The 23464-nt window shown below is 36.7% G+C and carries 23 protein-coding genes and 1 tRNA gene; 14 read left to right on the forward strand and 10 right to left on the reverse strand.

Annotated features, from left to right (window positions below; genetic code table 11):
• Positions 1–58 precede the first annotated feature (58 nt).
• Together rng and I8T81_RS03645 are read left to right on the forward strand one after the other, a co-directional pair.
• The gene (gene rng, locus I8T81_RS03640; protein WP_004705812.1) at positions 59–1513 is read left to right on the forward strand and encodes a ribonuclease G; all 1455 of its coding nucleotides are present in this window, start codon (positions 59–61) and stop codon (positions 1511–1513) included.
• A gap of 141 nt (positions 1514–1654) precedes the next feature.
• Complete coding sequence (locus I8T81_RS03645) at positions 1655–1828, forward strand: PA1571 family protein (RefSeq protein WP_002116397.1); 174 nt, start codon at positions 1655–1657, stop codon at positions 1826–1828.
• Between the two features lie 29 nt (positions 1829–1857).
• Here the strand turns inward: I8T81_RS03645 and I8T81_RS03650 are convergent, their stop codons facing one another.
• Together I8T81_RS03650 and I8T81_RS03655 are read right to left on the reverse strand one after the other, a co-directional pair.
• Positions 1858–3243 (reverse strand): WS/DGAT/MGAT family O-acyltransferase, encoded by a 1386-nt coding sequence (locus I8T81_RS03650; protein WP_039249986.1) that lies wholly within the window; start codon positions 3241–3243, stop codon positions 1858–1860.
• A 172-nt stretch (positions 3244–3415) separates the two neighbouring features.
• Positions 3416–4150: a phosphoadenylyl-sulfate reductase gene (locus I8T81_RS03655; protein WP_174722713.1), complete on the reverse strand. Its 735-nt coding sequence runs from the start codon at positions 4148–4150 to the stop codon at positions 3416–3418.
• A gap of 184 nt (positions 4151–4334) precedes the next feature.
• Here I8T81_RS03655 and thrH point away from each other — a divergent pair, with 184 nt between their 5' ends.
• The gene (gene thrH, locus I8T81_RS03660; protein ID WP_198072135.1) at positions 4335–4952 is read left to right on the forward strand and encodes a bifunctional phosphoserine phosphatase/homoserine phosphotransferase ThrH; all 618 of its coding nucleotides are present in this window, start codon (positions 4335–4337) and stop codon (positions 4950–4952) included.
• Positions 4953–5010: 58 nt separating this feature from the next.
• Here thrH and I8T81_RS03665 read toward each other — a convergent pair whose 3' ends face one another.
• Together I8T81_RS03665 and I8T81_RS03670 are read right to left on the reverse strand one after the other, a co-directional pair.
• Positions 5011–6441 (reverse strand): OmpP1/FadL family transporter, encoded by a 1431-nt coding sequence (locus I8T81_RS03665; protein ID WP_174735719.1) that lies wholly within the window; start codon positions 6439–6441, stop codon positions 5011–5013.
• Between the two features lie 597 nt (positions 6442–7038).
• Positions 7039–7737 carry an NAD(P)H-dependent oxidoreductase gene (locus I8T81_RS03670; RefSeq protein WP_198072136.1) on the reverse strand — a complete coding sequence of 233 codons (699 nt, stop codon included), beginning with the start codon at positions 7735–7737 and terminating at the stop codon, positions 7039–7041.
• A gap of 157 nt (positions 7738–7894) precedes the next feature.
• Between I8T81_RS03670 and I8T81_RS03675 the strand changes: the two genes are divergently transcribed.
• Positions 7895–8929 (forward strand): AraC family transcriptional regulator, encoded by a 1035-nt coding sequence (locus I8T81_RS03675; RefSeq protein WP_198072137.1) that lies wholly within the window; start codon positions 7895–7897, stop codon positions 8927–8929.
• 42 nt (positions 8930–8971) lie between these two features.
• On the opposite strand, the gene I8T81_RS03680 is transcribed toward I8T81_RS03675, so the two are convergent.
• Together I8T81_RS03680 and I8T81_RS03685 are read right to left on the reverse strand one after the other, a co-directional pair.
• Entirely contained in the window at positions 8972–9964 is a 993-nt protein-coding gene (locus I8T81_RS03680) for a fatty acid desaturase family protein (protein ID WP_191103442.1), read from the reverse strand.
• Between the two features lie 106 nt (positions 9965–10070).
• Positions 10071–10871, reverse strand: a complete 801-nt coding sequence (locus I8T81_RS03685) for a PaaX family transcriptional regulator (RefSeq protein ID WP_198072138.1) — start codon at positions 10869–10871, stop codon at positions 10071–10073.
• Positions 10872–11215: 344 nt separating this feature from the next.
• Here I8T81_RS03685 and I8T81_RS03690 point away from each other — a divergent pair, with 344 nt between their 5' ends.
• The 7 genes from I8T81_RS03690 to I8T81_RS03720 all read left to right on the forward strand — a co-directional run bounded on the left by I8T81_RS03690 (position 11216) and on the right by I8T81_RS03720 (position 16863).
• Complete coding sequence (locus I8T81_RS03690) at positions 11216–12034, forward strand: undecaprenyl-diphosphate phosphatase (RefSeq protein ID WP_049065376.1); 819 nt, start codon at positions 11216–11218, stop codon at positions 12032–12034.
• A 159-nt stretch (positions 12035–12193) separates the two neighbouring features.
• On the forward strand, positions 12194–13087 hold the full coding sequence (locus tag I8T81_RS03695; protein WP_198072139.1) for an AraC family transcriptional regulator: 894 nt from the start codon (positions 12194–12196) through the stop codon (positions 13085–13087).
• A gap of 46 nt (positions 13088–13133) precedes the next feature.
• Positions 13134–14132: an NAD(P)H-quinone oxidoreductase gene (locus tag I8T81_RS03700; protein ID WP_077168684.1), complete on the forward strand. Its 999-nt coding sequence runs from the start codon at positions 13134–13136 to the stop codon at positions 14130–14132.
• Between the two features lie 201 nt (positions 14133–14333).
• Complete coding sequence (hchA, locus tag I8T81_RS03705; protein ID WP_191001177.1) at positions 14334–15209, forward strand: glyoxalase III HchA; 876 nt, start codon at positions 14334–14336, stop codon at positions 15207–15209.
• Positions 15210–15341: 132 nt separating this feature from the next.
• The gene (locus tag I8T81_RS03710; protein WP_004705828.1) at positions 15342–15851 is read left to right on the forward strand and encodes a hypothetical protein; all 510 of its coding nucleotides are present in this window, start codon (positions 15342–15344) and stop codon (positions 15849–15851) included.
• Positions 15852–16179: 328 nt separating this feature from the next.
• Positions 16180–16539, forward strand: a complete 360-nt coding sequence (locus I8T81_RS03715; protein ID WP_004705829.1) for a hypothetical protein — start codon at positions 16180–16182, stop codon at positions 16537–16539.
• A gap of 33 nt (positions 16540–16572) precedes the next feature.
• Positions 16573–16863 carry a hypothetical protein gene (locus I8T81_RS03720; RefSeq protein ID WP_198072140.1) on the forward strand — a complete coding sequence of 97 codons (291 nt, stop codon included), beginning with the start codon at positions 16573–16575 and terminating at the stop codon, positions 16861–16863.
• 53 nt (positions 16864–16916) lie between these two features.
• On the opposite strand, the gene I8T81_RS03725 is transcribed toward I8T81_RS03720, so the two are convergent.
• Positions 16917–16989, reverse strand: a tRNA-Arg gene (locus I8T81_RS03725).
• A 313-nt stretch (positions 16990–17302) separates the two neighbouring features.
• Between I8T81_RS03725 and I8T81_RS03730 the strand changes: the two genes are divergently transcribed.
• Positions 17303–17557: a TIGR03643 family protein gene (locus tag I8T81_RS03730; protein ID WP_004705831.1), complete on the forward strand. Its 255-nt coding sequence runs from the start codon at positions 17303–17305 to the stop codon at positions 17555–17557.
• Positions 17558–17642: 85 nt separating this feature from the next.
• On the opposite strand, the gene I8T81_RS03735 is transcribed toward I8T81_RS03730, so the two are convergent.
• Entirely contained in the window at positions 17643–17825 is a 183-nt protein-coding gene (locus I8T81_RS03735) for a DUF2256 domain-containing protein (protein ID WP_425331691.1), read from the reverse strand.
• On the reverse strand, positions 17788–19311 hold the full coding sequence (locus I8T81_RS03740; RefSeq protein ID WP_198072141.1) for a cryptochrome/photolyase family protein: 1524 nt from the start codon (positions 19309–19311) through the stop codon (positions 17788–17790). Before I8T81_RS03740 ends, I8T81_RS03735 begins: the two co-directional genes overlap by 38 nt.
• Positions 19312–19599: 288 nt before the next feature.
• On the opposite strand from I8T81_RS03740, the gene nudC reads away from it, so the two are divergent.
• On the forward strand, positions 19600–20379 hold the full coding sequence (nudC, locus tag I8T81_RS03745; RefSeq protein ID WP_198072142.1) for an NAD(+) diphosphatase: 780 nt from the start codon (positions 19600–19602) through the stop codon (positions 20377–20379).
• Positions 20380–20475: 96 nt separating this feature from the next.
• Here the strand turns inward: nudC and I8T81_RS03750 are convergent, their stop codons facing one another.
• On the reverse strand, positions 20476–21831 hold the full coding sequence (locus I8T81_RS03750) for an amino acid permease (protein ID WP_004705835.1): 1356 nt from the start codon (positions 21829–21831) through the stop codon (positions 20476–20478).
• Between the two features lie 379 nt (positions 21832–22210).
• Between I8T81_RS03750 and prpF the strand changes: the two genes are divergently transcribed.
• Entirely contained in the window at positions 22211–23398 is a 1188-nt protein-coding gene (gene prpF / locus I8T81_RS03755; protein WP_198072143.1) for a 2-methylaconitate cis-trans isomerase PrpF, read from the forward strand.
• The last annotated feature ends 66 nt before the right edge of the window (positions 23399–23464 follow it).

Below are 23464 nucleotides of genomic sequence, written 5' to 3' on the forward strand. Positions count from 1 at the left end.
TACGTTAACAGTCGCTCTGACTCTTTAATAAAAATTTTATAATGCTTTGAGTTTATGTATGTCAGAAGAACTACTTATTAATGTCACGCCTATGGAGTGTCGGGTGGCATTAATCGAAAATGGAACTGTTAATGAGCTGTATGTAGAACGTACAGTTAAACGTGGTTTAGTCGGTAATATCTACAAAGGTAAAGTTGTTCGCGTACTGCCCGGTATGCAAGCGGCTTTTGTTGATATCGGTTTATCTAGAACAGCCTTTTTACATATTAATGATATGGTTTGGCCTCGTTCTCAACCAACGCCTAACGTTTTTGAATTACTTCATCCAGGACAAACGCTTACCGTTCAGGTTATGAAAGATATGCTGGGTACAAAAGGCGCCCGCCTGAGTACAGATCTTTCAATTCCTTCTCGCTATTTAGTTCTCATGCCATATGGTAATCATATCGGGGTTTCTCAGCGTATTGAGTCAGAAGAAGAACGTGAGCGCTTACGTAATATCATCGAAGGTATTCAGGCAGAGCACAATCTACCGGGAAGTGTGATTGTACGTACTGCTGCTGAAGGCGTAGATGATGCTGAGATTGCGCAGGATATGTGTTACCTCAGTAAGTTATGGGAATACATTCAGCGTAAGCAAGTTGACGTTGCAGTACCTTCCTTAATTTTTGAAGAATTACCGCTACCACAACGAATTATTCGTGATTTAGCAAGTGAAGAAACTGCAAAAATTTATGTCGACTCGAGAGAGATTCATGGAAAACTCCGTGAATTTGTAGATGAGTTTGTACCGAATATGCAAAGTCGCCTGATTCATTATCCAGGTGAACGCCCATTATTCGATCTTTATAACGTTGAAGAAGATATTCAAAAAGCGTTACAAACCCGTGTTGCTCTAAAGTCTGGTGGTTATCTAATGATTGACCAGACTGAAGCCATGACTACCATTGATGTGAATACTGGTTCTTATGTCGGTGGTCGTAGTCTGGAAGACACAGTCTTTAAGACGAATATGGAAGCGACTCAGGTTATTGCACGTCAGCTCAGACTAAGAAATCTGGGCGGTATTATCATTATTGATTTTATTGACATGCAAGAAGCCATTCACCGTGAAGAGGTGATGCGTCAATTTGAAAAAATGCTTGAACGTGATCATGCGAAAACCAAAATTACTCAAGTATCTGAACTTGGTTTAGTAGAAATGACACGTAAACGGACGAGAGAATCACTCGAGCACTTGTTATGTGAGTCGTGTCCAACGTGTCAAGGACGTGGTTTTGTCAAAACAGCAGAGACAGTATGTTACGAAATATTTCGTGAGATATTACGTTATACCCGTGCTTTCGAGTCTACGAGTGGCTTTACTGTTGTTGCGCATCCATCGGTGATTGACCGATTATTAACTGCAGAAGCCCCAGCAGTGGCTGATTTAGAGCATTTTATCAACAGAGTTATTAAATTTCAGGTTGAAAATTTATATACGCAAGAGCAATACGATATCATTTTAAGTTAAAGTTGTAACAAGATGTCGCTTAATCCTTGTTACAACTGAAATTTTACTTTCATTCATGAATTTTAAATACTACTTACATACAGTAGCCCTAGACGTTCTCCCTATTTAAAACGTCTTAGCAAACAATAAGAGGTATAACCCATGAATGTAAGTGAAAACTTAATTAGCAACGGTCTTAAACATGTTTTAGAAAGCACGCCAGTAAATAGCTGCTATATGTTGAATGACCAAGGTAAAGAAGTACCGATCACAACTGCAATGATTCGTTCAGTATGTCATCAGTTACTTAATCAGTGCCGCACAATTAAAAAATAAGGGGCCATTTCAAAGCCCCTTAGTTTTTCTTAACCAACCGAATGATGTTTTAGTTGTTTCTCTTCAATAATTTCTTCAAAACGTTGAATCTCGTCTTCAAGATGAGTTAGAAGATTTTGCATTTTAGGCAAAGCATTTCGACATGCTGTTAAACCCACTTCAAGCTTATCTAAATAGCTCGTCATCGTAATATTAAGTGCTTGGCCGTCCATGACAATAGAAGCTGGATAGAGCGCATCTAATTTCGCACCATTCCAATAAAGTGGCTCACGTGGGCCTGGTACATTAGAAATCACTAAATTAAACGCTTGGCGCTTAGGAAGCATCCCAGACATGATATTTAGACCTGCTGGACCATAAACCACAGCACTATAGTTTAAAATCTCATTTGCAGTCATGCGGCTAAAGCGCTGCTTCGAATTTTGCATACTACGTCGAATGATTTCGAGTCGTTCTAGAGGCTGGTCTTTATGAGTCCCCAAATTCGCTAGAATCATCGTAATGCGATTACTCACATCAGAATCATCTGTGCGTAGTGAAGCAGGAACCATGGCAATAAGAGGCTTTTTAGGTAAACTGTTATGACTAATCAGGTACTCACGTAACGCACCTGAACACACAGCAAGCACGACGTCATTAATGGTCACACCAAGTGCTTTAGAAATCTTTCTAAGACGGCTTAATTCAAATGATTGAGCTGCAAAGCGACGTGAAGCACTTACACGCTGATTTAAAATTGAAACTGGAGCTTGAAAAGTCGATACATAGTCGGGATTTTTCCCCATTTCTTTAAAAATGGTTTGTGATAGCTCATGCATGACTTTAGGTGTAACTTCAAGTTGTGACTTGATGCCTCCCAAAATACTTTTGATTTTACTGGTACTTGGTTTTGGCACTTTTAAGCGCTTTGTTCTTTTACTTTCTACACACCAAAGGGGAACTACATGTTTTTCTTGTGGGGTCTTAGATAGAGACTTTTCAATTAAACGCATACCCGCAACGCCATCTACCATGGCATGATGAATCTTAAAGTACATCGCGAAACGATTACCTTCGATTCCTTCAATAATGTCGCACGTCCAAAGCGGTTTTGCTCGGTCAATTAAAGAACTATGCTGCTGCGAAATATAAACCAGTAACTCACGGATTCGACCAGGATGAGGCAGAGCAATATGACGGAAATGGTGATCAATATCGAATTCTTCGTCTTCATCCCAAAATAAACCATTTAAACGGTTATTAAAGGGTGGTACAGGAATACTTTTTGATTGGCGAATTTCTTCTACTAAATCACGTACAAAAGTTTCAGGGGCATTTTCAGGAATTTCAAATAAAAACAATCCGCCAACATGCATCGGTTGTTGTCGTTTTTCTAGTGATAGAAAAATAAAATCAATAGGGTGTAATGGACGCATAACTCGTTGTGCCTCATGCTTTTTTCTAAGAAGCCCTTAACTGAGCTCTTATTAGAATTATAGAACCGTAAAATTTAGTATATAGCGTTTATTACAGATTAAATATGACTTTGTGTACGAGATATAACTGTAAAAAAAACCACTGATTCATCAGTGGTTTTTTTATACCAGACTATTTTTTTAAGTTGCCTGCATGTAAGCCACATTCTTTTTGCGTTGCTTCTTCCCACCACCAGCGGCCTTCGCGTTCATGCTGGTTTGGAAGTACTGCACGAGTACATGGTTCACAACCAATAGAAACGAAACCACGTTCATGTAAAGGATTATATGGAATTTCCATCATACGGATGTAACTCCATACTTCGGCGCTAGACCAGTTCGCAAGCGGATTATATTTAATGAGTTGTTTGTCTGGACCAGAGAAACCTGCGTCAGCTTGCACGACAGGAATTTCGGTACGTGTACCCGGACTTTGATCTTTACGTTGGCCTGTAATCCAGCCATCTAAGGTTGCAAGTTTTTTACGCAAAGGCTGAACTTTTCGAATACCACAGCATTCTTGGTGCCCATCTTTAAAAAAGCTAAATAAGCCTTTTTCATTCACCATGCTTTGCACAGCTTCAGATTCAGGAAAGCAAATTTCGATATTAATATTGTAATGCTTACGAACAGTTTCAATAAATTGGTAAGTTTCAGCATGCAAGCGTCCGGTATCAAGGCTAAAAACACGGAAAGGTTTGCCTAAACGTGAAGCCATATCAATTAAGACGACGTCTTCTGCACCTGAGAATGAAATTGCGATTTCACCTTGTTGGCTTAATGCAAGTTCTAAGATCTCGCGTGGGCTTTTAGCTGCATATTCAGCTGCGAGAGCATCAACAATATCAATAGTCGGAATAACGGTCATGGGTGTTCCTGGCAAAAGGCTTGGGCGCATTGAGTTATGAAAAATATTCTAAAGGATAGTAAATAAATTGCTTAGCACTTTAATTTCGATCCTTATGAATAAAATTGATTTGATCAATAACAACGCAAAACTGAAAATCTTAATGGTATGATACAGCAATTTTTAACCAACGTTGGAAGCATTCATGGAAATCGTATGCCTAGATCTGGAAGGGGTTTTAGTTCCTGAAATCTGGATCAATTTCGCAAAAAAAACAGGGATTAAAGAACTAGAAGCAACAACTCGTGATATTCCGGATTATGATGTTTTAATGACTCAGCGTCTGAATATCTTAAAACAACATGGTTTAGGCCTAAATGACATTCAAGAAGTGATTGCTGAGATGGGGCCATTACCAGGTGCCAAAGAATTTGTTGAATGGGTAAGTACTCATTTCCAACTTGTGATCTTGTCAGATACATTCTATGAGTTTGCTCATCCTTTAATGAAGCAATTAGGGTGGCCAACAATTTTCTGTCATAAATTAGAGACAGATGAAGAAGGAATGATCACCGCTTATAAACTACGTCAACCAGATCAAAAACGTGAGTCAGTTAAAGCACTTCACGGTTTAAATTTCCGTGTAATCGCGGCAGGGGATTCATATAACGACACAACCATGCTTGGTGAAGCTGATCATGGCTTCTTATTTGATGCACCTGAAAATGTGATTGCTGAGTTCCCACAGTTCCCAGCAATTCATGGCTATGATGCATTAAAAGAAGCAATCCGTTCAGTTTCGCAGCGTAATATTCCTGCTTAAGAATGGACAATAAAAAAGGCGCTTTAAGCGCCTTTTTTATATGTGATAATTTTAAAACTTAGAATTTATAACCAAGTTTTAAGCCATAAGCGATAGCGTTGTTGTCAGAGAACTCTGCAACATATTGATCCGTACCAGCTTGTGCACCAGTTTGTGCTTTAGCATCACCCAACCAGAAGTATTTTACACCACCAGCAATGAAGGTTTGTGGAGTAGGGCTATATTGAACACCTAAACCTACGTTCCAGTAACCTTCTGTTGGGCCTAATGTAGTTACAGGGTTTCCTGCACCAGAGTCCCAACCTACAGAGACATTACCTGCCCATTTTTCGTTAAGCTTACGGCCTACACCAGCATTAACAGACCATTGATCATCAGCATATTCAACTAAATTAAAGCCATTTGGACGACCAACAAGATTACCTACAGCTTCTGAAACTTTACCAAATTTATATGGTTGAATTGAGAAATCTTTCCAGTTCACCCAACGTACGTTAGCAAATGCAACAGTGTTCGCCATGATACCTGTTTGGAAATCAAGGTTAACAGACTGTGGCGTTGTAATTGTAGTTTTGCCTTCAGTATTAATTGCTTGAAGTTTAGATGCGGGAACATCTAAACCAGCAAGTACTGAAGTAAGACCAGGGAAATTTAATAAAGATAGATTTTCATTAATATCTACTTTATGGTCAATTTCAGAGCGATAAGTCACAGATGCTTTAAGCGCAATTTCAGGAATTTGATAAGCTGCACCTGCTAGCCAACCAGCGCCTGTAGTTTCTTTAATATTTGCATCATAGCCATTATAAAGGCTATAAGCTTGACCACGTAAACTTACATTACCTTTAACTGTTTGTAATACAGGACCTGCGTAGAAGTTGAAGTTTTTTGTTGGTTGATAACCAAACACAAAAGATAAGTTCTGTGTATCAACTTTAACTTTAGTCCCACCATTACCTAAATAATTATTGGCTGCTGAAAGAGCACCAGCGAGTTGTTGAAATTGAGGACTTGCTAAAACTTGGCCTTTTGCTAATGCTAATGTTTGGTCATTTACAGGCAAGCCTTGTGCTTGTAAAGCTTGGGTTGCTTTTTTTGTAACGATGCCATCAACAGCAGCTGCTGATAAAACTGTATCAGTGCCTGGATGAGATACGAATACGTTGTTACCTGAATATTCTGCATCTGCTCCAAATGGTTGGTCATAGAGTAAACCAAAAGAGAATTTATCGTTAAGTTGTAGTTTTAATGCAGCACTTGGGAAGTAGTAATCATTACCCATATCGTCAATATTACGACGTGTTGCGCTTGTTCCTGCTTCTTTACCCTCTACAGTTGGGTCTAAAACAGAAATACCTGCTTCAAAGTAATTACCTGGTTGTAAGAATGCAGACATTGACTGTCCAGAGCGATCCAAAGCTGCTGCGAAAACCCCAGTTGCAGGCAGCGTTGCCAAAATCATTGCAGTGCTCAGATGTTTTAATTTCATTTTAATCTTTCCTTGAACTTCAAGACATTTTTTTAAAAGTAACAGAGTTAAACCGTTTAAACTGTGTTGCCTTCAAAGCTTTTAATTACAAGTTTCAAAGCTTTGATAACTCCATGTAACAAAAATAGCATAATTACACTAAGAGTAAATCTGTTATATGAACTGGGGAGTACTCATTTTTTATACAAAAAAAGTCAATAAAGAATGAAATGTGGAGAAATTTTTACATTATTAAACTATTTTAAATAATTGATATTTATATTTTTAATCTATTAGTAATAAGCCATGTATTTATGACATTTTTGTCAAAAATCCAAGAAAAATGGTCAAAGATTTTTTTGTAAAAATATGAGTTGATTGATCATGAAGTGAGTATTAGTTATCATTTTTACTGGATAAGTCTAGTTTCTCTACATGTGTATATTATTGATTCCATTTTATATTATTCAAAATAGTGCATAAATCAGTATTTATTTTTTACCAATTGATCAATTTTTGGGTGTTTTCAGCAGATCAATTTAACCGTCTAAAATACAAAGAATGAACCAAATTAAAAGTATGAATACAATTATTCCGTTTTAGAGTTAAAACAAACCATTAAAAGGGATATAACTTTTCATCAAATTCTTCAAGTTTGGGAAACTTTAAAGGTTCAAGCTGGTCGAGGTGGGTAAGGTACGTTATATAGTCCTCAAGAATGGTTTCTCGTGCTTCTTGGCTAATATAGGGTACATGATAGGCAATAAAAGGTGGAAAAACTTCAAAACCGCTATAAGCCAAGGTACCGCGTTGAATAGGTGATAGATAATGCTCTATTGGTCCGTGAATAGAGTTCTCGCCAAACATATGCGTTCTACCGCCCAGTGTTAAACAGAGCATCGCTTTTTTACCCGCCATACCACCGTGGTTATAAAACCGTTTTCCGCCATAAAAAAGTCCTGAAACGAATACGCGATCAATCCATCCTTTTAAAATTGCTGGGACAGAAGTCCAGTAAAGAGGAAAGTTTAAAATAATCAAATCTGCTCGTTTTACTTTTTCAATTTCCGCTTGAATATCAGGTGCTAAAAGGTTTTGCTTGGCGGCATTACGTTGTTCTAATGCGTAATTGAAATAGTCGGGTTGATTGAGTTCTAAAAAATCCTCTTTGGAAGCTACAGGGTTGAACTGCATTGCATACAAGTCAGAAACTTCTACACGATGACCCAACTTTTTAAATGTTTGTTGAGCTGTTGTTTTCAGTGATGTTGTAAAAGACTGTGGCTCTGGATGAGCATGAACGATCAAAATATTCATAAGGTGACCTGTATTCTTTTCAGAAATTGTGCTGTCTAGTGCGATTCACTGGATTCCATTTTGAACAACTATGCATCAATTTAAAAACGTGGCATAGTTCATGAACTGACAGTTTTTACCATTTGACGCCACAATTATGATTGCTAATGGATCACGCATGAATCCAGAATTACCCGGAACTTATATTAATTTATTAGTTGATATGGTTAAGCGCTGGAATATCTCTGGTGATCAGCTTCTAGATGGAAGTGGCATAACATTAGAACAATTAACTAAACCCTATTGGTATGTTGAGTTTCATACTTTAAACAAACTTCTTGGACGCGCTATTGAACTCACTCATGAGCCAGCATTAGCGGGTTATTTGGCTTTGGAAATGAAAGCATCTTGTTATGGTTCGGTGGGTATGGCGGCCATGGTCTGTGCAAATTTAGAAGAAGCCCTTAAAACACTTGAACAATTTATTGGATCACGTTGTGATGCATTTAAGCCAGAGTTAAAACAAGAGCAAGATTATATTTACTGGACTATACGCCAGCCTTTGAAAGCTTTTCAGTTGAGTTCAGATGCTAGTATTTTTTTGTTATTAGGTTTTATTCAAATCGCGAAACATCTAACAGGATTATCATTTTTAGGTACCGTTAAGTTAAATATGTCTGAACCCGTCGGTTTTTCAAAACTAAAAGACGAATTGGGTGTAGATTGTTTATTTAATGAAAAACAGAATGTCTGGATTTTTCCAAAAGAATATTTATCGCAGCCTATCCTAACTGCCGACCCGATACTTGCGCCTTTACTAGAAGCACAGTGTAAAAAAGATATAGATAAATTGAAGTTACGTAGCGGATGGAAAGCAGAAATTAGCCACGTAATTAAAAAATTATTGATCAATAATCAGGGAGAAATATTAAAAGTTAAACAAGTCGCGTACATGATGAATATGTCAGAGCGGAGCCTACAGCGTTATTTGGCAACCGAAAATACAAGTTTTTCAGTATTAGTTGATCTAACTCGAAAGCAGCAAGCACAAGATCTTTTAGAAAATAGTGCAATATCAATTGAAGCTGTGGCTTTAAATTTAGGTTATGCAGATACATCCCATTTCACTCGCGCATTTAAACGCTGGATGGGAGTGACACCGAAGTATTATCAAACTCAGTTAAAACTAAAAAAATTTGATATACGTGAATAATAAAGAAGACCACAAATTTGAAAGTGGTCTTCTAAATAAGCATTAAGTTGATGATTCTTGTTTTGATGAAAGTGAATGAATCACTTCAAAATAGCTAGGCGGGACTGGAACATGACCACGTTCTCTTAGTACTTTGTGCATACGCGGTAATTTAAAATATGGCACTGAAGCCATTAAATGATGTTCCATATGGTAGTTTACGTGGATTGGTGCAACAAAACTTCTCGCAATCCATCCAGCTCGTGTTGTTCGAGTGTTGGTTAAAGCAGTATTACTGGTTTGCATACCAGCATGTTCTGCCATAGAGCGAATACGTAAAAAAAGTGGAAATGGGGTTAAATAAGCCAGAGGCCATAACCAATAAAAACGTTGTTGACCAAATGCTTTTAGAACACCATAAAGTGCCAGATTGGTTGCAATAGCGCCCGTACTATTTTTTGCAATACTCTTTGCATAGTCAACGAAATTTTTATGATTGCGGTCTAACCAAATTTGGTCATTGGCAACAGTCCATTTCATGACATCCAGATCCATTAAAACTCGACCTAAGCTAAACTTTAAGCCAGTCATACCTGTTAAGTCGCGTAAGAATTTACGAGTTAGAGATTTTTTACTGACAGGAAAACCAGCAACTAAAGAAAGATCTGGGTCATCTGGAGTAGATGTTTTTGCATGGTGACGAACATGGTGTACACGATATTTTTGAAGATCATTCCAGATGGGGCGGGCGCATAGCCATTCACCGACGAAATCATTTATTTTCTTATTTTTGAACAGACTTTTGTGAGACGCGTCGTGCATTAAAATTGCGAGACATAACTGACGACCTGCCAAGATTGCTAAGGCAAGCATACATGCTAATAATTTACCCCAACTCGGTAAGTAATCCCACATCATGATTAAGCTGGCGAATGTTCCACCAATAACAGCCCATGTACTGGCAACAGCCCAAGCACCATAGACATCTGAAGGTTCTGTAAGCTCTTGTATTTCTTCTCTACTAAATAGGTCCGTAACACTTACCTGTGTATTCATTGTTATTCTCCCAAATTAGAGTTTGGTATTTGTATTTTATATTACAAATATAGTTGTAAAAATTTAAAAATTGAAATATTTGTTTGTAAAAAAATAAATCAGATGACTATAGATTTAATTCTTGTTCATATATTTTTTTCCAAAGTTTTTGGCCGATCGCGTCTAGCTGCTGTACATCCTGAGCAAATTGATTACGCGCAGACTCACTTACAAATGGTGCTGGTAATAGGGGATCATTCATGAGTAAAGCAATCGTTTCCCTACCTAAAAGAAGGGCTTTAACTGCAGCATCATTTAAGGAGAGATGAGTATAGTTTTCAAGCCAGTGTGTGATATCACGACTATAAATTTCATAATTTTTTTCGAGTTGTTTGGTATCCCATAAAGAAAAAATTTGCTTAAGCGTTGAGGGTTCGAAATAGTGAATAATACAAATTTTTGCTTCTTTCTCCAGTCCAGCTAAAACAAGCTCCTCACACGTTTTTTCAAAACTATAAGCTAAATTGTCTGGGCGGATGTAAATACCTGTTTCTAATTCTTTAAAACCAAATTGACGCAGTACACGTTCACGCTTTTTAAGAGCAGTTCGGTCTATACGACCCAATGTGCCTGTAAACACAGCAAGATAATGTTGCTGCCATTCTTTAGTTTGTTTAATACCATTTTTACGATTGAGAATTACTTTTGCCCAATCTTTCGTAGGAGGTGAAAGTTGATAGATTCCGCGTTCTACGCTTTCGATCATACCTTCATTTAATAAACGGGTTGTCGCAACTCGAATACCATTTTCACTTAAGTTAAACAGTTTGGCAGCCACCAAAATTTGTTTAATCGTAAGTTGAGGGTATGCAGAGGAAAGAAAGAGATCGATAATCAGATGACGTGCGTTGATTTTAGTATTTTTCATTTTGTTTAAATTTTAAATATAAATGACATATGCTTGAAATAATATCATGTTTATTTGATGTTTTAAGATGGTTTCTTGACCTGCTTGAGCATAAGAGCTTTTATTTATAACTAGAAGACGATTTGTTTTTGATTAGATTTTATCTTTTTACGATAGTTAACCTAAGTTTGTCATAATGATGTGATACATTATTGCACTTTAAATAATCGGCCTTTAATTAAAGGCAATAACCAAAATGCTAGAAATGATCTGATATTGAACATGAATTAGGCCAAAGTATTGGTTTATCCATGATATAAAACAACTTTTTAGACCTTTCTAGTGATTAACTTTTTGAGCAAGTGATGGAAAATTTTGAAGTTATAAAAGCACTATTTCTAGGATTTGTTGAAGGTTTAACTGAATTTTTACCAATTTCCAGTACTGGCCATTTGATTTTATTTGGTCATATTATCGATTTCCATTCAGATGGTGGTCGTGTATTCGAAGTAGTGATCCAGTTAGGTGCTATTTTGGCAGTGTGCTGGTTATATCGACAAAAAATTATTAACTTGATTAAAGGCTTCTTTAGTGGCGATGTAGAGTCGCGTCATTTTGCTTTTAGTGTATTAATTGCTTTTTTCCCAGCAGTGATTATTGGTGTTTTAGCCGTCGATTTTATTAAAAGCGTTTTGTTTAGCCCAATTGTGGTTGCGATTGCTCTCATTGTCGGTGCACTCATTATTTTCTGGGTTGAATCTAAACAGTTTGAGCATAAAACATTAGATGCGACAAAAATCACGTTTAAGCAGGCACTTTTAGTCGGCCTTGCTCAATGTGTTGCGATGATTCCGGGAACTTCTCGTTCAGGTGCGACAATTGTAGGCGGGATGTTTGCAGGTTTATCACGTAAAGCTGCAACAGAGTTTTCGTTCTTCCTTGCAATGCCGACCATGTTAGGTGCTGCTACATTTGACTTAATTAAAAATGCTGATGTGTTGACCTCAGACAACATGATTAATATTGGTGTTGGTTTCGTTGCAGCATTTATTGCAGCTTTATTTGTGGTAAAGGCACTGGTACTTTTTGTTGAACGCCATACGCTACGCGTATTTGCTTGGTACCGTATTGTGCTTGGTGTAATTATTCTGATTGCATCAATGTTCTTTAACTTATCTGCCTAATAGTCAGACTAAGTGAAAAAACCTAGAATCTTCTAGGTTTTTTTTATGCCTAAAAATAGCTTTAACTTGCTTATTTATACAAAGTACTACCAAGAAATACTTTTCCCTTTTAGTTTGATTGATATAGTAAATCTTAAATAGCCCGTAAAAAATAAAGCAATGCAACAGAATGATTTGATGAAAAGATTAGTAGAGGCTTTTTTATATTTGGCTCCTCAAGAAGGTCTATATCCTACCTATATTTCAAACATCACTCTTATGAGGGTAGATCATTCAATACAACCTGTTGCTGTATTACAAGAGCCTTCAATTGTTTTAGTTATACAAGGCGTAAAGCGTGGTTATATCGGGAAAGATACTTTTCAGTTTCAACAAGGCCAGTGTTTACTCATCTCGATCGCTATTCCTTTTGACTGCGATACGTTGGTTGAAAATAAACCAATGCTGGCAATTGCGATTAAGTTTGAAGCACAAATGATGGCTGATTTAGCCACTAAAATGGATAAAGAGCAGCAGCCATCTATAGATGAGCTTGAAAAAAGAGATATAAAGCTCAGTTGTGGTTTAAATATTATAGATATGAACACGGTAATATCTGAGGTTGCTTTACGCTTGTTGAATTTACTTCGTTCTAAACAAGATACTGCGATATTGGGAGAACAGATAAAACGAGAACTCATTTATCGGGTTTTGCAGGCAGGTAGTCGTGATTTAATCGAAAATCTTTCGGCTATGATAAGTCGAAATAGTGTGATTTATACAATTTGTGAAATTATTCAAAGAGATTATTATCACAATTTAACGGTTCAGGAACTTGCTAAACAAGCGGGAATGAGCGTCTCTCTTTTTCATCAAGCGTTTAAGAAAGTCACCAACTATTCTCCATTACAGTACATTAAGATTACTCGATTACATAAGGCACGTGATTTAATCTTAAATAATCAAATGGGTGTTGCGGAAGCTGCCTATCAGGTAGGGTATGTAAGTGCCTCACAGTTTAGTCGAGAGTTCAAACGGCTGTTTGGAGTTCCACCTAAATCTTCAATGAATTAAAGTAAATCAATACATTTAAAATATAAACCAAACATGGAGCATATCAATGAGTCTTCCAACAACCATGAAAATTGTTGAAATTACGGTTCCTGGCGGACCTGAGGTCTTAAAACTTCAAGATTCAGATGTTCCAGTTCCTCAAGCAGATGAAGTGTTAATTGAGGTAAAAGCTGCTGGAATTAATCGTCCAGACGTATTGCAGCGTATGGGTTTATACCCAATGCCTAAAGGTGTTACGCAAATTCCGGGGCTTGAAGTCGCTGGGGTCGTGGTTGCTGTAGGTGACCAAGTGCAACAGTTCAAAGTTGGAGACAAGGTTTGTGCTTTAACCAACGGTGGTGGTTATGCAGAATACTGTGCTGTTACTGCAACGCAAGTATTGCCAATACCTGAAAATCTAACATTTACACAAGCTGCTGCGATTCCGGAAACATTCTTTACAGTTTGGGCAAACCTGTTTGATATCGGCCGTTTAAAAGAAAATGAAACAGCACTGATTCATGGTGGTGCAAGTGGTATTGGGACCACAGCTTTAGCGATTTGCCATGCTTTAGGGATTAAAACTTTTGCTACAGTTGGAAGTGAAGATAAAGTTGCAGCACTCTCTAACTTAACGACTGCAATTAACTATAAAACCCAAGATTTTGAGCAAGAAATTTTGAAACACACCCAAGACCAAGGTGTTGATGTGATTTTGGATATTGTGGGTGGTTCGTATTTCTCGAAAAACTTAAATCTATTAAAACGTGATGGTCGACTGGTCATTATTGGTTTCATGGGTGGTCGAATTGCAAAAGAATTTGATTTACAAAAACTGATTTTAAAACGTGCAACTATTACTGGCTCAACTATGCGAGCACGTAATAGCCAAGAAAAAGCCCAGATTGCTCAGTCATTACATGAACATGTGTGGCCGTTATTAGCGCAAGGCAAGTGCTTACCGCAAATCTATAAAACCTATGATTTTTCAGATGTACAAAGTGCCCATGCATGTATGGAACAAGGTGACCATATTGGAAAGATCGTTTTAGAGATTAATACTTAATTTAATCTGTGATAGTTTAGGTGAACGTCATGTTTGCCTAAACTGAAATTTATAATTATTAATTGTGCCTATTTCTATATAAAAATTGCCAAATTCTATTGGCGTGTTGCACCAGTTTCTTGATCTAAATATACATGTACTAAGAAATAATAACTGGCTTAAAGCTGTTATTTCGTTCTTCAATTCTAAAGGATGGTAACAATGAATACCCCAGCATCAAATGATAAAAATCCGACCCCAGATTTGGCAGAAGATAATGCATTCTTCCCATCACCATACTCACTGAGCCAATATACTTCGCCTAAAACAGATTATGACGGTACGACTTATCCAACGCCGTATACAGGTAATAAAAAGGTATTAATGATTGCAACCGATGAGCGTTATATCCAGATGCAAAACGGTAAGTTCTTTTCTACCGGAAACCATCCAGTAGAAATGCTTTTGCCGATGTTTCATTTAGATAATGCAGGTTTTGAAATTGATGTTGCGACACTTTCAGGTAATCCAGCCAAGCTTGAAATGTGGGCAATGCCAAAGCAAGAGCAGGTGGTATTAGATACTTTCCAGAAATATGCAGATAAATTAAAAAATCCGCTAAAACTTGCCGATATTTTAGAAAATGCAGTGGGGGAAAACTCACCATACGCAGCTGTATTTATTCCGGGTGGGCATGGTGTTTTAGCTAAAATTCCACATAGCTTGGATGTCAAAAAAGTTCTGAAATGGGCAGTTGAACAAGATAAATTTATTATTACTTTATGTCATGGTCCAGCTTCGTTATTGGCTGCGGCAGTAGATGAACAACCTGAGAATTACATTTTTAAAGATTATCAAATTTGTGTATTCCCTGATTCCTTAGATAAGGGGGCAAATATTGATATCGGTTATATGCCGGGAGCTTTACCATGGTTAGTTGGTGAGAACCTTGAAAAACTCGGTGTGAAGATTTTGAACACTGGCATTACAGGACAATGTCATAGAGATCGTAAATTATTAACAGGCGATAGTCCGCTTGCTTCTAATAATTTAGGAAAACTTGCAGCTGAAACGTTGTTGGCTGAAGTGAAGGATTAAACATACTGGTTAAAAAAATAGGGCTTTTATTAAGTCCTATTTTTTTATAATAAATAATGTATTAGGTGTAAATTTGAAAATGATAAATGATGCAAAATCAGCATAATAAGTAAGAAATAGGAGAATATTAAAATGATAAAAATGGAAGATATAAATCTACTTGAGCAAGGGTATAAGTTGGTATTTGATTTAAGATCATCTTCTTCAATCTTGATGGATAAAAATTATATCAAAAATATACAGAAAACTACGTTGGATAAGGGAACAACTATGGGGCTTAAGGGTGACAAAGGTTTATATGCAACAGCTGAATGGTGGGAAAATATCAAAAATGGCAATATAGAAACTTATTGTGTAAAAGGAGTAATAGTTGGGATTAATGAAGAAAATCCTTTTATAGAGGGGAATATAATGATTACAATTAAAGTAAATGGAACGAATAAAGAAATTTTTCAAGATATAGTTTTTACTAATGAAAGAGAAAAAATTATTAGTGAAGAGCTTTACAAAGCTGGAAATGAGATAGTATCCATTTATATTCTTGATAAATTAAAAGATGAAGATACTTGTAATTGGGTAGTAGAAGAGAAATTGGGCGTTTCTCCATTACTTAATAGAGTTTACATTAAGGATAAAGGTTAAAATTATTTAATATTAATGGGTTATAGAAGTTTAATATGGGTGAAGATGAAATTAATATTATAGCCTATAATTACGTGGGTTATATTATTTAAATGAGGATAAAATAGTTGTAAATAGTAAGAGCTGTTGAATCGAGTATTGTTCAGAACTCTGGGTCTATAGTTTATCATCTATAGACATCACTACAGTGTACTTGTGCCTTAGGGGTAAATATAATGTGACGGTTATGATATGGGAACTAAATAGTTCTAAATTTTTATATAAAAGATGTGAAATAAAAGTATTTTAAAATAAAGCTATCAGGTTTTATTTAGATAAAGGAAATAATATGAGAGCTTTTTTAGTATGTTTGATTGTTTTTCTTAGTGGTTGTAGAGCTGCAGAAATCAATAACGAGTATTATTTTCAGCAAGGTTTTAATGTATCAACTGTTGTGAATCTAGCTAATTATGTCTATATAATTAAAGAGTTACAAAAACAAAAAGATGTGGATATATATGTTCCTTTATTACTTATTGCACAAGATATGAGGAGAATCTCAGAAAAGGATTTAACTCTTTATGATAAAAATAATTTATGTCAAGTTAAATATTTTATAGATAATAGATATTTAAATGATCAAAGAAAGATTCAACAAGATCTCTTGGAAACTAAAAAATGGATTTTAAATCTAAGTTACTGTGATTAAATTTATATATGAAAATTTAAAAATTGGAACTATATGAGAAATTATATTCTAAATTTATCCGATGATTTTTCTGAGTATGCTTGGGAGATTGAGTCGAAAGGATGTTTTGCAGTAGATATTAAGATATTTGATAAAATATATACTTTCAATTTTTATGATCCAATCAGATTAAATCAAACAATAGGGGATGACTTAAATTCAAATCAATATTTTTTTTATGAAAATATGGTTGTATTGCCAAAAGTGAATTTAAGGAATATTGAAAATTTTATAGAAGATATAATTGATACTCCTTATCTATTATCTTTTTCTACAAAAAGATAAATGTTCATTATTATCTTATATATGGTCTTCAACTAGACTATTTATATTATATGTGCGCCCTGCGGGACTCGAACCCACGTCGGTCGCTTAGGAGGCAACTGCTCTATCCAGTTAAGCTAAGGGCGCATAATTTTATGATTATAAACAAAAAAGCTATTGCCAAGGCAATGGCTTTTTTCATGTTTTAGGTATTAAAAATTTTGTCATAGTGGTTAATAAAAAGTTAAACTACTCAAAGGTTTTAGAACTGTTTATGTCTTATATAAAAAATAGAGTTTATAAAGCAAAAAAATCACAAAAAATTCATGTTTGCCTTTCTATGATCTGAAGCAAAACACGAAAACATTCAAGGCAAGCAATCGGGTAAGTGAAGCTATTTCAGAAAGGTTGTTTGTTAAAGAATCAGATTTGGTTACAGCATAATTTAAAAGGGCATAACATGAAAAAAATTGATGAACAGGACTTATCTAGAATTATTGAAATGGCATGGGAAGATCGAACCCCATTTGAAGCAATTGAGCGAGAGTATGGCTTGCGTGAAAGTGAAGTTATTCGTTTAATGAGATATAACTTAAAATCGAGCAGTTTTAAACTGTGGCGCAAGCGTATGGCAGGGCGTAAAACCAAGCATCAGCAATTACGTTCACCAGAAGTTGAAAGAGCTTACTGTTCTCGTCAGTATAAATATGCGTAAGACTATCAAATATAATCAATTGAAAGACAACTGATTCAGCAATGAAGAGTAGTGTTGAATCAGTGAAAACAATGGCGTGAAATATTTACTTATTTGAGCGAGCCTGTCGTTTACATCTTTCAGAGCAATATTTTACTTCTTCCCAGCAACGCTCCCATTTCTTTCGCCAGTCAAAAGGGCGTTGACAATAGACACATATTTTCTGGGGTAGATGCTGTTTTTTCATGATCTTAAAGCTCATCAAGTTGATGAATAAGTAACTTTGCATGCTGCATAACAGAAGCTTTATCTTTCATACGATCAAGGTTTTTGTAGACCATCGCCATTCTGGGATTTTGACGAAATATGGCCTCATGCTGGCTCATAAAATACCAATACAAGCTGTTAAATGGGCAACTGTCTGGTTCAGTTTTGGTTTTGACGTTATATGTACAGTGCTGACAGTAATTTGACATTTTATGTATGTAATTACCTGATGCAGCATAGGGTTTACTTGCCATGATGCCACCATCTGCATACATGGCCATGCCTAATGTATTCGGTAATTCGACCCATTCATAAGCATCTACATAGACTGCTAAATACCATTCGCAAATTTCAGATGGATTTACACCAGCTAAAAGCGCAAAGTTGCCTGTAATCATTAAACGCTGAATATGGTGAGCATAGCCATGTTCAAAGGTATTTCTGAAACACTCAGCCATACATGCCATTTTTGTATCACCCGTCCAGTAATATTGTGGCAGCGGCGTGGTGGCATGAAGGGTATTTTGATCGCTATAGTCAGGCATAGACAACCAATAGATTCCACGCACATATTCCCGCCATCCTAAAATCTGACGAATAAATCCTTCTACTGCATTTAAGGGAGCCTGTTCGTTGTAATAAGCTGTTTGGGCAGCGTCACATACCTCTTTTGGTAATAACAATCCACAATTTAAATAAGGCGAGAGCAGGCTATGAAACATAAAGTCTGAACCATAAACCATAGCATCTTGATAATCGCCAAAGTGGGGTAGGTTGTTAGAAATAAAATGGTCTAAAGCAAGTAAGGCATTTTGACGGGTTGTTGCCCATTGAAAGGAATCGATATTGCCGATATGTTGAGAAAATTCTTTCTTGACCAGTTGAATAACATCTATATCAATTTGATCATGCTCAAAGGTTAATTTTGGTGGCAAAGGTGGATTGCCTGACCACGCTTTTCGATTGGCTTGATCAAAGTTCCATTGCCCGCCTACGGGTTGTTGGTCATGCATTAAATAGTGAGTTTGCTTGCGCATTTCTCGGTAAAAGTATTCCATCCTTAGCGTTTTATATTTGTTTGCCCATTGCTTGAATTGTTCTACGGTACAAAAGAAGCGATCATCTTCTAAACAAATAACAGGTAGTTTTAGTGAGTTAGCCCATGAAGTATCGATTTCATGCTGTAAGCGATACTCACCACATTGGGTAATGATGAGAGTATTTGCCGAGAAGTGTTGCTGCTGCAAAGCAATAAAGTCGACTAACTTTTTTATATGACTTTCGCGCTTAAATGTATGATAACGGATTTTCCAGCCCTGTGCTTTTAATTCTTTTGCAAAGTGTCGCATTGCACTAAAAATCAGCGCTATTTTTTGTGGATGATGAGCAACATAAGATGTTTCCTCAAGTACTTCAGCCATCAAAATAATGTCTTCATTTTGGTTTAAATACTTGAGCGTTGCGAGTTGGTGATTTAATTGATCACCCAGAATTAAACCAAATCGCATATTTTTGCTTCATGAGATGGGACTAAAACTAGTCTAAATTTTTAGAGATCAATTTTATGTGAAGCAGTGCTTCTAAGTTCATCACTGGTCAGTTAGCTATAAAGTCATAGATATAACTTAAAAGCATAGAATGCGTGAATAAAATGTGATTTTAATCAAAAAGATACAAATTAAATAAATTGAAGATGTTTGCCAGTATGCGTAAGATTTTTGAAAAATATGTTTTAAGTCTGATCCTTTTGAAGAAGCTATAGAGGCCGTCGAAAGGTTCTTCACTCGAGTATATAAATGGATACCAACAACCTTCCTATTGCTTATATTTTTCAGCAACAACAACTTTTGGTTGATGCGAATTTTAATTTGCCTTGCCTTAAACAGCAGGAACATGATTTACATATACAAGCAGACCCTCAAGTAATAGCAAGAGATTTCCAAGAAGGTGAACCTATACCAAATGGATATCAGTTCATACCTATTCGCCAACTCTTACAGTATTGGACTAAACCGCAGTTCGAACAGGCGAGTCGTGCTTTTCAGTTACTAGAGTGGCGTCGTAATCATCAGTTTTGTAGCCGTTGTGGGCATAAAACCCAGCAGCATAAGACTGAATATTCTATGACTTGTCCAGCATGTAGTTTTAGTCAATATCCTAGAGTTAACCCTTGTGTGATTACTATTATTACACGTGGAGAGAACGAGATTTTGCTGGCTAAAAATGCCAGAAATACAACCCAGATGTACAGTTTAATCGCTGGCTTTGTCGAGGTAGGAGAAACACTAGAAGATGCCGTTCGACGTGAAACATTAGAAGAAGTTGGATTGCACATTAAGAATATTCAGTATTTGGCGAGTCAACCATGGCCATTTCCGAGTAACTTAATGTTGGCTTTTAAAGCTGAATATGAAGTGGGCGAAATTGAAATTGAGGAGAAAGAACTGAGTGATGCTCAGTTTTTCAAATTTGATCAATTACCTGAAATTCCATTTAAAGGCAGTATTGCGCATGCAATGATTATGCATGTTATTCATGGCACACCTGTGGCTGATGATACGAAACAGTGGCTCTAAAAGACATTCAAATATGGTTTTAATCTTAGAGCCTTAAATAAAAAAGCCATTGTCGAGACAATGGCTTTTTTCATGTTTTAAGTACAAATGTTCAGATTATTGTTCTTTAGCATTGAGTACTTTAAACAAAATAAACATAAGAACAATCCAGATCGGAATCATCATTACAGACTCTTTAAAGCCTTGACTCCACATAATGTAGAGTACAACAGCAATGAAACCTAAAACCAAATAGTTACTAAATGGTGCCCAAAGTGCAGGGAAGTGAGTTTTTTGACCGAGTTTTTTCATTGCTGATTTAAACTTAAGGTGAGTCATACTGATCATCGCCCAGTTCAATACCAATGCGCCAACTACAATGTACATTAAGTGGCTTAAAGCATCTTCAGGTACAAAATAATTTAAAAGAACACAGCCAAAAATAAGTAATGCAGACAACAAAACTGCTGGTACAGGTACACCTTGTTTGTTTACTTTCTTGAAGATTTTTGGCGCATTACCTTGTTGAGCTAAACCGTAAAGCATACGGCTATTGGCAAACATCCCGCTGTTATAAACAGAGAGGGCAGCGGTTAAAATAATAAAGTTAAGTAAGTGTGCAGCCCAACCAATACCCATTTGACTAAAGATCATAACAAATGGACTTTTATCGAGACCGCCAAGATCTAATTGGTTCCATGGCACTAATGAAAGTAAAATTGCCAATGAACCGATATAGAAAATCAAGATACGGAAAACAACTTGGTTAATTGCTTTTGGAATGGTTTTTTTCGGATCTTTTGCTTCTGCTGCAGCCATACCAATCAGTTCAATACCACCAAAGGCGAACATCAAGAAAGCCAACATGTAGAACAGGCCACTAAAGCCATTTGGAAAAAATCCACCATGTGTCCAAAGGTTGCTAAATGAAATGCTTGAACCTACATCTGCTGTAAATAGCAAATACAGTCCAAAAATAATCATTGAGATAACCGCGACAACTTTAATAATAGCGAGCCAGAATTCGGACTCACCATAAAATTTGACGTTTGTTAGGTTAATTGCCGTAATCACGACAAAGAAAAATAAGACAGACGTCCACGCTGGAATATGAGGCCACCAATAATTAATATATTTGGCTACCGCAGTAAGTTCGCTCATCGCGACCAGAACGTAGAGTATCCAATAATTCCATCCAGCTAAAAATCCGGGAAATTTCCCCCAATATTTATAAGCAAAATGGCTGAACGATCCTGCAACAGGTTCTTCAACAATCATTTCTCCCAAATGACGCATAATCAAAAATGCGATTAAGCCGCCAATGGCATATCCTAAAATAATGGATGGTCCCGCAGATTGAATCACTTGCGCCGAGCCTAAAAATAATCCGGTACCAATTGCTCCACCCATAGCAATTAATTGGATATGTCGATTTTTTAGTCCTCGTTGCAGTGTAGAAGATTCGTTGGTCAAAGGTCTTCACTCACTATGAATAAGTAAATTATTCTAATAGATGGATTTATTTTAGCCTAGACTACAAATTAACAAGCGGTGACTGAAAAGTAACACTAAAAAATATTTAAAATCATTAACTTGCTTTTAATAATGCAAAAAAGATTGAAAAATATTCTAAAAATATATTTTTTGATAGACTCTTTTTTTCATGATTTTGCTTAATTCGGTCATTGCGAGCATGAATCTAAATTCTCAAAATAAGTCTGCGTCAATACGATTGATGTATAAAAGCATAACGCTATCTCTAGATCACAAAACGATTTAAGATGAAGCGAATGATTAAACAAGTCTGTTTGTTTCGAGATATAAAAACACAATAGTAAGGATAACAGTTGATATGAGCTCAGTACCGCAAATTAAAATTCCAGCAACTTACATGCGTGGTGGAACCAGTAAAGGTGTATTTTTTAAACTTGATGATTTGCCGGAAAGAGCTCAGGTGGCAGGTCAAGCAAGAGATCAACTCTTACTACGTGTCATTGGTAGCCCAGACCCTTATGGAAAGCAAATTGATGGAATGGGTGGAGCGACTTCAAGTACCAGTAAAACTGTTATTTTGGCTAAAAGCACCCAGCCAGATCACGATGTAGACTATTTATTTGGACAGGTTTCAATAGATCAGCCTTTCGTGGATTGGAGCGGTAACTGCGGTAATTTGACTGCTGCAGTTGGCTCTTTTGCGATTTCAAATGGTTTGGTTGATGCAAATCGAATTCCTGAAAATGGCCTCTGTACTGTTCGAATTTGGCAAAAAAATATTCAAAAAACCATTATTGCGCATGTACCTATCACCAATGGTCAAGTTCAAGAAACTGGTGATTTCGAGCTGGATGGGGTGACATTTCCTGCCGCTGAAGTTCAAATTGAGTTTTTAGACCCTGCCGATGATGGTGAAGAGGGCGATGATATGTTCCCAACAGGAAATGTGCTCGACCAACTAGATGTGCCTGAGATTGGCAGTTTTCAAGCCACATTTATTAACGCTGGTATTCCGACCATTTTCTTAAATGCAGAAGATTTGGGTTATCAAGGTACGGAGCTGCAAGATCATATTAATGGTGATGCAGCAGCACTGGCACGTTTTGAAAAAATCCGTGCATATGGTGCAGTTCAGATGGGGTTAATTAAAGATATTTCAGAAGCAGCTGCGCGTCAGCACACACCAAAAATTGCATTTGTCTCTAAGCCGAAAAACTACACGGCATCTAGTGGTAAGTCCGTTTCAGAAAACGATGTCGACTTACTGGTTCGTGCTTTGTCGATGGGTAAACTTCACCATGCCATGATGGGCACAGCAGCTGTAGCAATTGGTACGGCCGCTGCTATTCCGGGTACATTGGTAAATTTAGCAGCTGGTGGTGGCGAGCGTGAAGCAGTGCGTTTTGGACATCCTTCTGGAACATTACGTGTTGGTGCTCAAGCTGAACTTGCAAATGGCCAATGGGTGGTAAAAAAAGCCATTATGAGTCGTAGTGCACGTGTCTTAATGGAAGGCTGGGTTCGAGTTCCGGGCGACAGTTTCTAAAAGTTATTTAAATGAAAGAGCCTCTCTACTATAGAGAGGCTCTTTTGCATGTGGCATCCATAACAC

Origin of the sequence: Acinetobacter seifertii, assembly GCF_016064815.1 — a bacterium.
GTDB classification, from domain to species: Bacteria; Pseudomonadota; Gammaproteobacteria; order Pseudomonadales; family Moraxellaceae; genus Acinetobacter; species Acinetobacter seifertii.